The organism is Lysinibacter cavernae (assembly GCF_011758565.1).
Lineage (GTDB): Bacteria > Actinomycetota > Actinomycetes > Actinomycetales > Microbacteriaceae > Lysinibacter > Lysinibacter cavernae.
Window position 1 is genome coordinate 1,793,383 of the sequence record NZ_JAAMOX010000001.1, and the last position, 15,912, is coordinate 1,809,294.

A 15,912-nucleotide genomic window follows, 5' to 3' on the forward strand; every position below is an offset into this window, starting at 1 on the left:
CTGAGGAGTAACCGATAAACGCCGAACCACCCACAACGATCAATTAGACTATTAACTGTCACGCAGGTTATTGGCACGAAATGGGGACTGCCAAAGCTACTGACATCTCACGCACAGTTTGCATGTTTTTTGCGACGCGCGTTAGATTTCGGCCCGCTCACCGTCTGTTAGGCACAATCACGGCTTTGGCACGTCATCTGGGGGATGACGATGCTCGCTGTCGGCGGTTTCGCCTGCGTGAATATATTCGAGAGGTCAAAAGATTTAAATGAGCACATTTTTGGGGAAAAAGTGGGGCAAGCATGCTGCCGCACTGCTCATCGTTTCACTCGTTGCTGGGGCAATGTCCCTCACGGGCGCGCTCCCGGCTTCGGCTGCCGGCGTGACAAGCGTCACGTGGAGCCTCGTGTCTGACGGCACCGCGCCGTTTGATGCCGAGGCAGGCGACGGCAAAGACACCGGAGTCAAGAACGGCGTCGTGCGGACGCAGGACACCGTGGCGTGGGACATGGTTGTGAGCGCGGGTTCCGCAGGCACCTCACGATTCGTGGCGATCCTGCCGGCAGGTATGGTGTGGACTCCGCAGTCCGCAGCTGGTTCAGTCTGTAACGCGGCTGGCGGCGGAACGGTGACGGGTAGCGGCACTATCCTCACGTGCAATCGCACCTTTGACGGCGGAAGCTTCACCATCCCTGTTGCAGCACGTGTTGGCGCGGTTGGCAATGGCGCCTCAATCATCCCCTCGGTGACCGTTGACGGCGGAACGTATGCGGCATCCGAGGTAGTGAAGGCATCGGCAACACCCAAAACAAATCTCGCAATTTACTCCAGCACACCGGGTGGCCTCACTGACCCAACCCTGGGAATGGGGATCAGCCAGGTGCTTACGGTCTACATGGGCGCACCATATCTCGCCAACAATCCGCAATATTTTGGTTACGAGGCCCTCGCCTCTCAGTTCACCATGGGCATGGATTTACCCGCAGGAAGTATCGTGAAGAGCGTTGGCACGTATTCGGGTGGTGGCACCTATGCCTTCTCTCAGGCGAGCCCCGGCGCTCCAGTAAGCATTACGGCGAACAACGTCAATACCTCATATCTCAACCCGGTATTGGATCCAGGGGCTGGCGGCCTCTCGCCAAGTCTTAATGTCAACGATGTCCGTCAAGTCGCTGCGTTCAGGGTCACGATATTTATTCCCTACGCTGGAAATGTCGCGCCTGACCAAACGCTTTTCCTCAAGTCACAACTTAAGGGGTTTGACCCGCTATCAATCTCTGGAGTATCAAACTTTGGTCCAGGATTTGCACCCGGTCAAGAACCAGGTTTCACCTGCCCAGCTGGCTTCATTAACGCACCGCACAGCACATGCTCTGGCTTGCCATACACTCGGTCCTCAACTGCGGTCGTGAACGCAAGCAATTCTGCGACGCTCAACGGCAATGCCACGGCCCTGATGTACGGTGACTATCACGGTTTTTCCAGGGGGACGGAACCGGTGACCGTTGGTCAGTCATTTACTACGATGAATGGGCTCTTCAACGCGAATACTGCAGAGGCCTCCGCCACTGGCGCATACGGCAGCGTGACCTGGGACCCTTCGCTCCTGACCCTCAATGGCGCACCACGAGTTGTCATGGCGCTCACCGGACGGAATGACGCCTTCTACAGCGCTGGCCAAATTCCAGCGACACCGATTCCGGCAAGTGATTACGAACTGTCATACACCGACTATGTGTTTGCGAATGACGCTGACCGCAAGTCAAGGGCATCTTTCGCTGATCCAGCGATCACTTGGGTGACCGACCCGTCATCGTTAGCTGGCGGCATCAACTCGGTCTCTAGCGTTCGAATCAAGTATCTCGGAGAAATTCTTCCCAACCGGACACTTGGCGTTATCACTCCCTTTACACGTTCCTCCGGCAGTAGGACCGCCGAGGTTGGCGCAAAGTTGCCGTGGTTCTGGCAATTTGGTGACAGCACAAAGCTCGTGAAATCGACCTACAACGGTACGTCAGCTGACAGCCCGCTCGGTGGCAACGTGCAGGCCGTCGATGCGCTCGTTCGCGCAAACTTCGAGTGGCTCGAAGTTGCCGGTCAGGACCTTGCCTCCGCGTATCCGGCAGGCAACGCGCAGCGCGGCGATATCGTTGGGCTCAAGCTCACGCCGGTTGTTGTTGGCCCGGTCGGTTCGATCGATTCCGTCGCGAAGAACGTCAAAGCGACCATTACGATGCCAAACGCGTGCCTCGAGCCCGTTGCGGCCTCGCTGCCGAGCAACGTGACGTCGTTCACGCCAGGCGTGCCAGGCACCGATTGCATGGCCGGCACCCCCGCATCCATGATTCTGGATTTGGGCAGCCCCGCCGCTCCGGGAGGCCCTGCCGGCCCCGCGCCCTACAATGGGCACGCAACCGTCCTTGACGCCGTTGAGTTTCCGGTTAAGGTAGCGATGGGCATCCCGATCCCGACCAGCGCCAGCCCAACACTGCTCATGGAGTCCCCTTCCGACAACTCCATCGCTGATATTTCCACCAACTCGCAGGCCACCCCTGCGGCCATTGCGCAGGACCGCACCTACCAAGCGAACCTCACCGTGTCTGGTTCGTCGTCGTTCAAATCGTCGATGACGGCCACTACAGTGAAGCCTGGCTACGTTGGCCCCGGCGAGTCGATCACGTACACCATCGCGTGGGCGAACGCGTCGACGTCAACGTTCTTGGAGACCTCCTTTGTTGACGTGTTGCCGTTCCTCGGCGACCGGCGCGGAACCACGGGCCTCGTTGATGCTCCCGTGACGCTGAAGTCGGTGTCGGCGGCGATGGACAGCGCGGCGCAGGGAAACGTCATTATCGAATACACCACAGACCCTGCAAAGGACGTTGAAGACGCGGTGAATGTGGTTGGGAACGAACACGCGGCGACGGGTGTGAACTGGGTCAAACTGACCGGAAGTGTCCCCGCCGGAGTGACGGCGCTTCGCTTCACCCCCGAAAACGGTTTGCCGCCTGAGTTCGCCGGCAGTGCAACGCTTGAGGTGGGGATTCCGCCGCTGGCGCTTTCCGGCTCGGTCAACAACAACGTGGCCACGAGACTCATCGCAGAAACCGGCACAAACATCGTGACCTCTGCTGGTGCCTCGCGCCCGCTGAAATCATCCGCAGCGCTCATTGAGGGCAACGTCTATCGCGACCTTGACTTCTCCAAGACACTCACCGCCGCCGACCAGGCGTGGTCGACTGGTGCGAACAGCATTGAGTTGCGCAGCGCCGGGCAAACGGTCGCGAGGGTGGATGTTGCCGCCGACGGCTCGTTCAGCTTTCCGCTTGTCGCATCAGGGCTGTATAACGTGGCGCTCGTTGATGGGAAACACGATGGCTGGGAGCAGATCCTGCCAAATGCCCTCGATGTTCAGCCTGAAGCTCAGCTCGATCTCACTGTGCTCTACCAGGAAGGGCTCAACGCTCCGACCCTCGTGGATGACACGGCCGCTGTTTCTGCTGGCGAAACGGTCACCATCAACGTAACAAGCAACGACTCGCTCGTGTTCCCGACCTTTGCGGGCAGCACGTACAGCACAGACACCGTCGCGCTGTCCACCGCACCCGTATACGGCGGCACCGCTACCCTAGTCGCAGGTGGCACACAGTCGAAGTTCACCTATGCCCCGTCGGCAACCTGGCCAGCCGCATTTGCCGGACAAACCTCGTATGTTGACACGTTTTCCTACGCTTGGACAAACGCACAGGGCGAGCGGGCAACCGCACGCGTCAACGTCACGGTTTACGCGCTCCCCGTCGCCACGGCAGATGCCGCAACGGTGAAGGATGCCGTATCGACGGTTGATGTCCTCGCAAACGACACCGGCAGTTCCCTGACGCTTGGCGCGGCACCAACCGTGCCAGCAGGAACAAACGCGACCGTTCGCTACACCGCAGGCAAACTCGAAGTGACCCCAACACACAGCTGGGCAGGATCAGAGACAACCTACACCGTGCCGGTCACCTATTCGATCACGGATGCGCAGCACAAAACGGCCTCCGCCGTGGCAACGATTACCGTGCAACGCCCACCGGTTGCCACGGGAACAACGGCGCTGGGAACCATTGCGCTCGGACAGTCGGCAACGGCTGATCCTGCCGTACTGAACCCAGCAGCCCTCAACCCGACCACGCCGGTCACGATCCTGACGCAACCAGCGCAGGGCACAGCATCCGTCAACCCCGACGGCACGCTCACCTTCAGCGCGGGCAGCGCGACGGCAGGGAACTACTCCTTTACCGCGCAGTTCACCGATAACCTCGGACAAACCCTTTCCAAGGTCTACACGGTCAGTGTGCAGGGCGCTCCCGTTGCCACGGGCGCAAGCGCAATCATCGCGCTTGACGGCTCCCACGCCTTCACAGCCCAGGTTACGACTCCCGGCAGCATCACCGCACGGGCCGTCACCACACAACCAATCGCGGGAACCGTCTCGATTACCGGAAACACGATCACGTACGCGGCGGGCACGGCCCCGGCCGGAACCTACACCTTTGCGGTGACGTTCACCGATAACTTCGGGCAGGATGCCGTCGCAACCTACACCGTTGCAGTGCAGGCAAAACCGGTTGTCACGGGCCTCACCAGCAGCATCATCCCGATGGGCGACGCACACGCCTTCTCGCCGACGGTAACCACGACCGGAAGCATCAGCACCGTCGCCGTCACCACCGCGCCAACTGGCGGCAGCGTATCCATTAACACCGCAAACGAGCCGACGTTCACCGCCGGTGCCGCGGCCGCCGGGGACTACTCGTTCACGGTGACGTACACCGACAACCTTGGTCAAACCACGGCGGTGGCCTACACCGTGACGGTGCAGGCCCTCCCCACCGCAACCGGCGAAGCCGCAACGATCGGCGTTGGGCAGACATTCACCTTCCCCGAAACGGTCAGCACCACGGGAACAATCACGGATCGCACGATCACGGGGCAGCCGTCGAATGGCACGGCAACCCTTGCCGCTGGCGGCCTGAAATTTGTTGCCCCCAACAGTGCAGGCGACTTTGCCACCACCGTGACCTACACCGATAACGTCGGCCAAACGGTCACCGCCACCTTCACGGTGACGGTTCTGGCGAAGCCGGTAACCAACAGCCCGTCGGCACATATCGCGCTTGGCCAGTCCTTCACGTTCAGCATGCAGGCAAGCAGCACGGGACAGATTGTGAATGCTGTCGTTACCCAGGCGCCACTGGCCGGCACGGCGACCCTCACCGGCAACATCCTGACGTATGCGGCGGATTCCGCCCCGGCAGGGACCTACACAACCGTCGTCACCTACACCGACAACGTTGGCCAAACCGCAACCTCAACCCACACGGTGACCGTGCACGCACCTCTCGCGGTGACCGGAGAAACGACAGTCATCATTGGTCAAGACGGCAGCCACACCTTCACCGCGGGCGTGACACCGGCCGACGACCTGGTTGGCGTCAGCGTCGCGGCGGCCCCCGCTGCCGGTCACGTCACCCTCGATGCTGCCGCACACACGGCATCCTTCGACGGCGCGAATGCGGCCCCAGGCGAGTACCCCTTCACCGTTGCCTACACCGATGCCTACGGACAGGTCACACCCGTCGTCTACACCGTCACCATCCGTGAACGCCTCACCGGCAGCGCCCAAACCGCCACCGCCGGCCAGCTCGGCACGGTGCGATTTGACGACGCCGTAACCCCGGCAACACACATCACTGACCGCTCCATCACCTCAGCAAACGCGTTGGGACTGTTTGCGCTCGACGCCGGCCAGGTGGTCTTTGACACCGGCAGCACCGAAACGGCGGCAGGAGTCCACACCGTGCAGGTGAAGTACACGGACGACGCCGGGCAAACCGTCACGATCGAGTACAGCGTGACGGTGCAGGCAAAACCGGTCGCGAACGGCTCAACGGCCACCGTCGCAACCGGTGGAACCCACACCTTCGCGCGCAACGTCCAGAGCGCATCAACAGCACTCAGCACCAACGTCGAGCAGCCAGATGAAGGCAGTGTCGTCGAGGATGCCGACGGCAAGCTGGTCTTTACCGCCGGCGACGCCTCCGTCGGGGACCACACCTTCCGCGTGACCTACACGGACGAGTTTGACCAAGCAGCGACGGCAACCTACACCGTCACCGTCCAGGGACCACTCGTCATCGCCGTGGAATCAACCCAAACCATCGGTGAAGGCAAGGAAGCAGTCTTCAGCCCAGAAATCACCACAACAGGGACACTGAAGAGCACCAAGGTCACCTCCGCCCCAGCTGGCGGCACAGCAACGGTGGATGCCTCATCCGGCGCTGTCACCTACAACGCCACCGGCGCAACACCCGGAACGTACACGTTCACGGTGGAATACGCCGACAACGTCGACCAGGTCACCACCGTGACCTACACCGTCACGGTGCAGGCAAAGATCACCGCGGCCGGCGAAGAATCAAAGGCAGCAGAAGGCGGACGAATCGAGTTCACCGAAACCGTCACCACAACGGGAACCGTCGCCAAGCGCGAAATCGTTGAACAACCAGCAGCAGGCACCGCCATCCTCGGTTCGGTCATTTACGAAGCAGGAAACGCAACACCCGGCAAATACTCCTTCGTTGTCCGTTACACCGACAACGTCGGACAAACCGCCGACGCTACCTTCACCGCGATTGTGCAGGCAAAGCCGGTCGGCAAAAATATCAACCTCACGGTGCCATACGGCACCGAACGAGTCATCGTTGACCCTGTCGGCGCGGTCACGGGTGAGAACCTGCAGCCTCTCACGGCGGAATCGTTTGGCCAGCCGAATGAGGGAACGGTCACGCTTGATCACACGGGTGTGCTGATCTTCCAGCCCGCGGCAGGGTTTGCGGGAGTTGCGAATTTCACCGCGCGGGTGGCGGATGATCTTGGGCAGTCGGTCCAGGTTGCGGTCACGATCTCCGTGTCCGCAGCCCCAAGCAGCGGACACGGAACGGCGCCAGAAGGAATCGCAGTGACCGGCGGAGACACTGGTTCGCTCTGGATCTCAGCGATCGTCGTGCTCATGCTCGGCGCGTGGCTGCGGCTCGGCTTCTCCTCACAGGGGAACACGCGACGCGGGAAGTCCGGGGAGGACTTCCAGAGCGAGCACTAGGCATCCGCGGTGGTTGGGCCAACTCAGGGGTGATGAGGCCCAACCACCGGTTGCCGAAGCGATAGGCATTTTTACATCTAGATTTGGGGAGTCATGACAGAGGAAAACCGCGATAGTGCCTTAGGTACGCACTCAGCCGATTACTCGGCGGGCGATATGAAGCTTGTGAGCGCGTATCGAGACGGTGACCAAGCGGCAGCAAAAGAACTCTATGACCTGTATTTCTTGGATGCGCTGCGGCTTGCCCGCGCATCCGCCCCCAGCCTCGACGTCGCCGAAGAACTCGCAAGCGAAGCGTTTACCCGTGTACTCGAAGTAATCCGAAGGGGAAAAGGACCGACCGACAACTTCCGCCAGTATCTGGTGAAGGTTGTTCGAAACTACGCCGCTGACTACTACCGGGATTCGTCGCGTATGCAAAGCGTTGACAACATCGGCGACTATGTGGATGCCGAGCCCCAGCTCAACGAGGCCGGCCTTGAGCTCGAAACTGGCGAGAGCGAAATCATCCATGCCTTCCTCCGACTTCCTGAGCGCTGGAAGCAGGTCATCTTCATTCGAGACATAGAGGGTCGGAGCGTCGCCGAATGCGCTGAGCTGCTCGGCATTAAGCCGCCCGCCGCCAGTGTGTTGTATATGCGGGCTCGTGATGGACTCCGCAAAGAATATGTCACCGAGCTCGCGTTGGTTGCGGCGCAAGCAGCGTCGGGGCCGTGTATTGACTACGCACATGACCTCGCACGACTCGCCATCGGCAGCACAAAACGTCGGCAGTCCTCGTCACTTCCGCAGCACCTCCTCACGTGTGCTGCCTGCCGAAAGACTCAAGCAAACCTGAGCACGATGGCGCTGCGCTTCACCTCTCAGGGCATTGCAGCTGCCCTGACTGCCGTCGCGGGCTCGCTCATCGTCCCGTCGCTCGCGCAGCTCACCACCGGGGGAAGCGCAACCTCAGTTGGCACGCTTTTCAGCGTCAAAGCGCTCATTGGGATGCCGGCAATGCTCACGGCCGGAACCGTTGCCGTTGTTGCCGGAGGGGTTGCGATCGCAAACACCGGGCAGGGCGAGCAGGCAGCACAGGTGCTGAGCATCCCTTCAGCAACCGGTGAATGCTCCGTACGTTTTGACCAAGACGATCGCGAAGGCATTCGCGGCACGTTTTTAGCCTCAAACCCTGGCGGAGACGAGTGCAGCATCACGTATCACCTTGACGGCCGACTCATCGGCAGTGAGGCCATGATGACCTCAGACCAGGTCTTTGCCGCGTCCCGACTGGGCACGTACACCATCACACTTGAGTCAACGAAGGGCACACGCTCCACCACGTTTGTGGTTAGTTAGGGGCCAGCGACGGCATCCGCTCAACGCCGTGCACCCGCTGGAGGGCCTCTCGCGCCGCGTAATACCCGCACAGCCCGTGCACCGAGGGGCCTGGCGGGGTGGATGCCGAACCAAGAAAGACACCTGGCAGCGGCGTGACCCACGGTGCCCGCGAGACAACAGGGCGTTTCACGAGCTGCGTCAGTGAGACGGCCCCGCCCATGAAGTCGCCACCGAGCGAATTGGGGTTGTGTCGCTGCAGTTCGAAGGCGCTGCGGGCGGACGTCGCAAGGATCGTGTCGCGGAAACCAGGCGCGAACCGTTCAATCTGTGCGATGACCTGCTCGCTGAGGTCTTGGCGCGAACCGTTTGGCACGTGCGCGTAGGCCCAGAGCGTGTGCTTTCCGTCTGGCGCTCGTGTCGGGTCAACGAGGGAAGGCTGCGTGGCAAGCACGTACGGGCGCTCCGCGTGGCGCCCGCGGGCGACGGTGGCCTCGGCCGCGGCGATCTCTGCCCGGCTGCCACCAATGTGCACGGTTGCGGTCTTGCTCAGTTCAGGGTCGGCCCAGGGAACGGGCGCACTGAGTGCAAAATCGATCTTGAACGCTCCCGCGCCCCTTCGGTAGCGCCTGAGCGCACGGACGTACCCCGCAGGCAGGCGATCGGCGGCCATCCGCAAAAACGCCTCAGGTGAGACGTCGAGAATGACGGTGTCTTGGTCGGCAAGTTCGCGGAGGCTGCGCACCGTCCTGTTTGTTTCGATCGTGCCGCCGTTGGCAAGAAAGTCGTCGGCGAGCGCGTTGGCAATCGATTGCGAACCGCCAACCGGCACCGGCCATCCAGCGGCATGCGCATACGTGGCAAGCGCAAGCCCTCCCCCAGCCACCGCAAGGCTGTTGTGTCGCCCCGGCACGTGTGCCGACACGCCCGCGAGCAGGGCAGGGGCCGCACCCCCGTGAAAACGCGCTTGACCAAACGGCCCTGCGTGCTCAAGCACTCGTGCGCCGAAGATTGCAGTGGCCGCCGGATGCCGCGGCACCTGCACAAGTTGCTCAAGCGTGAAGCGCGTGATGGCTGGTGCGTGATCGACAAGCGGTCCGAGCATCCTTCGCCACGCGTCGCCATCTGCCCCAAGACGTTCTGCCGTATGGTCAAGGTTTCGGAACGCGAGGGCGGCCGGTTGGTGGTCGAGCGGATGCCCGTACGACACCTCCGGCGTCGCAAACATCATCCGCTGGCTCAGGCCGAAGGCACGAAAGAACGGTGAGGCGAGGGCGAGCGGATGCACGGCTGAGCATTCGTCGTGGTGGAAGCCGGGGAGCGTGAGCTCGCTCGTCCGCAGCCCACCGCCGATGGTGTCTGCTGCCTCGATGAGGCGAACGTCAAGGCCTGCTCTCGCGAGCGTGACGGCGGCCGCCAACCCGTTTGGTCCCGAACCGACTACGGTTGCTGCCCCCATAATGCCTCCTGCACTCACCCTAGCGGCTCGCCCGAAGGAGTGGTCAGGTCTATGGTCGGGGTATGCCTCTTTTATTTGCAGCTCTCAGCGGGTTTCTTGGCGGGATCACTCTGGTTATCGGCGCGGCCGTAGCCTGGTTCGTGCAGATTCCTCGCACCGTCGTTGCGGGGGTCATGGCGTTTGGTGCCGGCGTGCTTATCTCGGCGCTCGCCTATGAGCTTGTTCAAGAGGCAAACGATGGTGGCGGATTGCTGCCAACCATCGTCGGATTTGTCGTCGGCGCGCTGCTCTACGTTGGGGCCGACTGGATGCTCAGCAAACGCGCCGCCAACCAGGCAGCCGGCTCCGAAACGGGCCACCGGCATCGTGGCAAATCGGTTTCCTCTCGCAACGTCACCCACCGGCGACAGTCAGGCTCCTCCGATGAAAACAGTGGAAAGGTTATCGCGATGGGCGCGCTCATCGATGGGATTCCTGAGTCAATTGTGCTCGGTCTGAGCGTGACGGCAACCGGCGGGCTCAGCCTGCCCATCGTGCTCGCGATTGCCATCAGTAACGTGCCAGAGAGCCTCTCAAGTACGTCGGAGCTGAAGAGCTCAGGGCAGAGCGCTCGGTATGTCTTCTCGCTCTGGAGCGGAATCGCCCTCATCTCGACCGCTGCCGCCTTTCTGGGTTACGCGCTACTGCGCAACAGCCCAGACGAACTCATCGCCGTCATCACGACGGTCGCTGCCGGCGGCCTGTTGGCAATGGTCTGCAACACCATGATCCCAGAGGCGTTTGCCGAAGAACGCAGGCTCACGGGGCTCTGGGCAACCCTTGGCTTCTTGACGGCATTCTCGCTGCACGAGCTCGGGTAGGCCAGTCTCGGAGCCGGCAGGGCAATACACTGGAGGCTCATGCACAATCTCACCCGCACCGGCCCTCGCTGGCTGCCTGGCATCCTCGCTGCCGGGGCCGCCGCGCTGCTCGCTTGGGCGCTACACACGCTCCTCCCCGCGGTGCCGCTCCTGACAATCGCCGTTGCGCTCGGCATTATCGTTGGCCAGCTTCCCTCGGCCAGACCGGCGCTCACGGGCGCACTCGCCCCCGGGCTCTCGGTGTCGGCGAAGCGACTCATGCGACTCGGCGTTGTATTGCTTGGCCTGAAACTCAGCCTCGGGGACATCGCGAGCCTCGGCTGGGTCACCATTCTCTCAACCGTTGCGATTGTGCTGCTCACGTTCGGCGGCACGCTCTGGCTCGGCAGATTAATGGGGCTTCCCGGCCACCAGCCACTGCTCATCGCGACGGGCTTCTCAATCTGCGGCGCCTCTGCGATCGGAGCAATGAGCGGCGTGGTCAAGGCAAAAGACGAGGAAACCGCGGTTCCCGTCGCCCTCGTGACCCTCTGCGGAACCCTCGCCATCGTTGTGCTGCCCATTCTCTGGCATCCGCTCGGCCTCAGTAACCTGCAGTTTGGGCACTGGGTTGGCGCTGGCGTTCACGATGTTGGCCAGGTAGTTGCGACCGCACAGATCGCGGGGCCTGCCGCACTCGCCGTCGCCGTCGTGGTCAAACTCACCCGGGTACTCATGCTTGCCCCAATGGTGGCCGTCGCATCCGTCGCTGAGCGTTCACGCGTGCGCCGAGTCAACAACGGCGCTGAGGAAACCGGCAAGCGCCCGCCGGTTGTCCCCCTCTTTGTGGCCGGGTTCATCGCTGCGGTGCTGCTTCGCTCATTCGTTGCGGTTCCGGATGCCGTGATTGAGGGAGCCGACACCGCGCAGACCGCGCTACTCGCTATGGCCCTCTTTGGCCTCGGCTCGGCGGTTCGGCTTCGAGACCTCGTAGGCACCGGGTGGAAAGCGCTTGCCGTTGGGCTGGTCTCGTGGGCCCTGATTGCAGCCCTCGCTTGGGTCGCGGTCATGATCTCGGCCTAGCCCGCAAGCTCCTAGTGCCGCGGCTCTACCTCGGCCACCGACCATCGGCCATCAGCCACCGAGCACTGAGCATCGAGCATCGGTTCGCCACTTTTTGCGATATTTCGGGCGAAAAACCGCAAAAAGCGGCGAACCGATGGCTGTGGTGCCGCGGCAGCCCTGGTCGTCGGCGCGGGAACCGACGCGGGAGCCGGCACGGGCACGGGCACGGGCACGGGCGCGGGCGCGGGCGCGGGCGCCGACGCGGAAGCGGACGCGGCCGGATGACCCACTATCATCCAGTGCGCGTGTACCGTACACTTACACAGTATCCGCACCTGTGAACAGAAAGGCGGGACCAATGAAGATCTCCGCAATCGACGTATTCGGCTACGACCTCAGCTACGCACACGGCGAGTACGTCATGTCCGGCGGCAGGGCCGCGACCTCGCAGTCAGCAACAGCGGTGCGCATCACCACGGATGACGGCCTCGAGGGCTGGGGCGAAGTTGTTCCCCTCGGCGGCACCTATCTCCCAACATTTACCGGCGCAATCAGGGCCGCAATCGCAGAGATCGCACCAGCGCTCATCGGCGCGGACCCGCAGAACATTTCGAGCCTGCACACCATCATGGACGGCATCCTGCTCGGCCAAGAAGCGACAAAAAGCGCGATCGATATTGCGGCGTGGGACATCCTCGGCAAGTCTGCAGGCCTCCCACTCTCGACGCTCATGGGTGGCGTCCTCAACGAAGACTTTCCGCTCTATGAGGCGGTACCGCTCGACAGCCCCGAGGCCATGGCCGCGTTTGTGCGGGCGCGGATGGATGCGGGTATCCGCCGTTTCCAGCTCAAGGTTGGCAACCTTCCACTCGAGGATGCCGCTCGAACGCGAGCCGTGATAGAAACGGTCGACGACGACGACGACGTCATCGTTATCGCCGACTCAAACGGTGGCTGGGATGTTGCCGATGCCGTGCAGGCAGCGCACGCAATGCACGGCCTCCCCGTCTACATCGAGCAGCCATGCCGCAGCATGGCCGACAACATTATCGTGCAACGCAGCATGTCTCAGCCGCTCATCCTCGACGAATGCGTCGTGACCCTCGACGACCTCTACGCCGTTAAATATGAGGCGAGGGCCGTCGCCATCAACATCAAACTCAGCCGAGTTGGCGGGCTGACCAATGCCATCCGTATCCGCGACGCCGCACAGTCTCTTGGGCTCAAGACCTCGATGGAGGATACCTGGGGTGGCGACCTCACCTCGGCCGCCGTGAGCCATTTGGCGGCAAGTACCCAGCCACAGAGCCTGTTTAACGTTTCGTTCTTTAACGACTGGACCAACGAACACATCGCGGGATACCAGCCTCGCTCGGTTAACGGCAGGGGAAGCGCGCCAGCAGGGCCGGGCCTCGGTGTCACCGTTGATACGTCACAGCTCACGCACCTGGCTACCTACCGCGCGGCAGCGTAAACAAGCTGCATACCCGCGCTACCTAATCCCTGAGGCGCTGCCGCTTCGCCTTCAGAATATGCTCGCGCACAAGCCGCTCCATGCCAGGCTGGTCGCCGGCGAGAGCGAGGTCGACCATGTCTTCGTGCTCGGTTGTTGCGTCGATGAGCACGCCGGCTTGTGCGTCGCGAAGGAGACCAAACAGGCGGCTTCGCTGACGGAGCTTGCGCACGGTATCCACGACCTCCGGATTGCCGTGCAGTGCAAGAAAATCGCAGTGATACCTGGTATCAAGGTCCATATAGGCGATGACATCGCCCTCGGTCGCGGCGAGATTCAGCGCCTGAGCAAGTGGCCGAAGCGCTTCAACCTGAGGCGCGAGCGTGGCGTCACAGGCCGCGGCGATCGCCCCCATGACCGGGACCTCGATCAGCACCCGTAGTTCGACCACATTGTCGAGGCGTTCTTGGCTCAGCTCAACAACCCGGTAGCCGGAGTTCGGCAGGATCTCGACGGCACCGTCTCGCACCAGCTCCCGAAGCGCCTCGCGCACTGGGGTGGCAGAAACGCCAAATCGTTCGGCGAGCGCTGGGGCGGAATACACCGATCCAGGCTGGAGCTCGCCGGTCTGCAGGCCGGCCTGGAGCTGCGCCAGAATTTGGCTGTGCAGGCTCGGCGCCTTAGTGAGCGGCTGGAGCGCACGCCTCGAAGTAGTCACTAGCCCGCCCGTCCAACGCTGCCAACAGAATGTCGCCAGTCTACAAGAGGGGCTCGCCTACAAACGATGCCCAGCTCCGGAAGACCTCGCACACAACTAGTCGACAAACAGAATGGTCGCTGATCCACCATAACCGCTTGGGCTAGGTGGATCTGCGACCATTCTGCGACGGTTCAGCAAGGGTTCAGCAACGGCTCTGCGGCTCGGCTGCACACCAGGCGACTAGTAGATGTGTGAACCACCATTGATGTCGTACGTTGCGCCGGTGAGGTAACCGGCATCTGGGCTCAGCAGAAACGCGAAGAGCGCGGCAACCTCGTCGGCCGTTGCCTGACGGCCGACCGGCACGTCGGCCGACAGCTTCTCTTCGAGCTCGGGAGTCGAGGATGCGGCGCGAATGTCGGTGCTCACGACACCGGGGGCGACCGCGTTCACGGTCACACCGGTCGGTCCGAGCTCGCGAGCCAGCGCGCGCGTGAATCCTAGGATTGCGGCCTTCGCTGCCGAGTACGGCACGCCCCCGAAGACGCCGCCACCGCGAATCGCGGAAACGCTCGACATGTTGGCGATGCGCCCGTATCCGGCCTCAACCATGGATGCGGCGACGCGCTTACTCACGATGTAGGTGCCCGTCGCGTTGATGGTCATTACGCGATTCCATTCTTCGAGCGTGGTCTCGAAGAAACGTGTCGGCGAGGTGATGCCCGCGATGTTGGCGAGGCCGCCAACCCTCGGAAGGGCCCGTTCGATTGCGGTCACTGCGGCATCCACCGAATCCGGGTCGGTCACGTTTCCGGCGACGCCGAGGGCGGGTACGCCAAACTCTGCGGCGATCTCGGATGCGGCGGCGGCAGCGGCATCGCCGTCGAGGTCAATAATGCCGACGGCCCAACCCTGCTGGGCGAGCTTTCGGGCGGTTGCGCGTCCAATGCCGCGCTGCGAGGCGGCTCCGGTAACGATTGCGGTGAGTTGTTCGGTGCTCATGATGTCTCCTAGGCGGTTGTGGGGGTGAAGAGTGTAGAAATGGTTTCGGCGGCGACACGGGCTGCGGCAGCTCTGTTATCGTTTTCGGTGTCTCGAGTCTCAAGTTCGAGCGAATATTTGCCCGAGTATCCGATGCCGTCGAGGGCCGCGATCGTCGCAGCAAAATCAACCTGTCCGTTGCCGATGCTGTGGTGGATATAGCCGGGTTCCGCGTCCCGAAGGTGAACGTGGGTGATGCGGTCGCCAAAAAGCTCAACAAACTCGGGGGGCTGCGACCCTGAGGCAACGATGTGGCTCACATCGCAGATGAGACCGATGCGCGCGTCAACCTTTGCCGCGATGAGCTGGGCCCGTTCGAGGTTGAAGCAGAGGCGATGGAAGTGTGGGGCTTCGAACCACAGCTCGATGCCGCGGCGCTCAGCGGCCTCGCGTACGCGGCCGAGTTGCTCGGCAACGGCATCCGTGTCTGCCTCAAGGCTCACGATCGTGTCGTGCGACTGCCATCCGCAGGGCAACACTAGTGCGTCACTGCCGATTGCAACCGCAAGGTCGAGCAGCCGATCTCGGTGTTCGTCACGGGCGGCTTGCTCCGACGGGGTCAGTGGCGCGTTGAGGTCGCCGATGTCGGCGTTGATGCTGCGCACCGTGAGTCCGGATGCGTTGACCGTTGCGGAAACCTGGCGAACGGCTTCATCATCGAGCACGTAGGGCACGTGGTCGCAGACGCCGGGAAGGGCCCCGAGGTCGATGCCGGTGAAGCCCTGGTCACTGATTGCTGCGAGCGCCTGGTCGAGCGGCAAATGCCTGAGCGTAATGGTCGAGCAGATAACACGGCTGGTATCAAATCCCATGGGTTCTCTCCGTCGAGGTCGCGATCTCATTCGATCGTGTCTTATTGTCAACAGTTAGATACTAGACCCCCAACCCCGT

Annotated in this window: 9 protein-coding genes; 5 read left to right on the forward strand and 4 right to left on the reverse strand. The window is 62.3% G+C overall.

Annotation, left to right across the window (positions count from 1 at the left end; all coding sequences use genetic code 11):
- Nucleotides 1–268: 268 nt before the first annotated feature.
- Both FHX76_RS07865 and FHX76_RS07870 read left to right on the forward strand, forming a co-directional pair.
- On the forward strand, nucleotides 269–7,144 hold the full coding sequence (locus FHX76_RS07865; protein WP_167149558.1) for an Ig-like domain-containing protein: 6,876 nt from the start codon (nucleotides 269–271) through the stop codon (nucleotides 7,142–7,144).
- Nucleotides 7,145–7,237: 93 nt separating this feature from the next.
- On the forward strand, nucleotides 7,238–8,485 hold the full coding sequence (locus tag FHX76_RS07870) for an RNA polymerase sigma factor (RefSeq protein WP_167149560.1): 1,248 nt from the start codon (nucleotides 7,238–7,240) through the stop codon (nucleotides 8,483–8,485).
- Here the strand turns inward: FHX76_RS07870 and FHX76_RS07875 are convergent.
- Nucleotides 8,478–9,923: a phytoene desaturase family protein gene (locus tag FHX76_RS07875; RefSeq protein WP_167149562.1), complete on the reverse strand. Its 1,446-nt coding sequence runs from the start codon at nucleotides 9,921–9,923 to the stop codon at nucleotides 8,478–8,480. The two genes, FHX76_RS07870 and FHX76_RS07875, sit on opposite strands and share 8 nt — an antisense overlap.
- Nucleotides 9,924–9,985: 62 nt before the next feature.
- Here FHX76_RS07875 and FHX76_RS07880 point away from each other — a divergent pair, with 62 nt between their 5' ends.
- From FHX76_RS07880 to FHX76_RS07890, 3 genes are all read left to right on the forward strand, one after another.
- Nucleotides 9,986–10,783 carry a ZIP family metal transporter gene (locus FHX76_RS07880; protein ID WP_167149564.1) on the forward strand — a complete coding sequence of 266 codons (798 nt, stop codon included), beginning with the start codon at nucleotides 9,986–9,988 and terminating at the stop codon, nucleotides 10,781–10,783.
- A 39-nt stretch (nucleotides 10,784–10,822) separates the two neighbouring features.
- Nucleotides 10,823–11,845 carry a YeiH family protein gene (locus FHX76_RS07885; RefSeq protein ID WP_167149566.1) on the forward strand — a complete coding sequence of 341 codons (1,023 nt, stop codon included), beginning with the start codon at nucleotides 10,823–10,825 and terminating at the stop codon, nucleotides 11,843–11,845.
- A 340-nt stretch (nucleotides 11,846–12,185) separates the two neighbouring features.
- Complete coding sequence (locus FHX76_RS07890) at nucleotides 12,186–13,301, forward strand: mandelate racemase/muconate lactonizing enzyme family protein (RefSeq protein ID WP_167149568.1); 1,116 nt, start codon at nucleotides 12,186–12,188, stop codon at nucleotides 13,299–13,301.
- 22 nt (nucleotides 13,302–13,323) lie between these two features.
- On the opposite strand, the gene FHX76_RS07895 is transcribed toward FHX76_RS07890, so the two are convergent.
- The 3 genes from FHX76_RS07895 to FHX76_RS07905 form a co-directional block, all read right to left on the reverse strand.
- On the reverse strand, nucleotides 13,324–13,998 hold the full coding sequence (locus FHX76_RS07895) for a GntR family transcriptional regulator (protein WP_167149570.1): 675 nt from the start codon (nucleotides 13,996–13,998) through the stop codon (nucleotides 13,324–13,326).
- 222 nt (nucleotides 13,999–14,220) lie between these two features.
- A complete protein-coding gene (locus FHX76_RS07900; RefSeq protein ID WP_167149572.1) occupies nucleotides 14,221–14,982 on the reverse strand; it encodes an SDR family NAD(P)-dependent oxidoreductase in 762 nt (253 codons plus the stop codon).
- A gap of 8 nt (nucleotides 14,983–14,990) precedes the next feature.
- The gene (locus tag FHX76_RS07905; protein ID WP_167149574.1) at nucleotides 14,991–15,833 is read right to left on the reverse strand and encodes a sugar phosphate isomerase/epimerase family protein; all 843 of its coding nucleotides are present in this window, start codon (nucleotides 15,831–15,833) and stop codon (nucleotides 14,991–14,993) included.
- Between the last annotated feature and the right edge of the window lie 79 nt (nucleotides 15,834–15,912).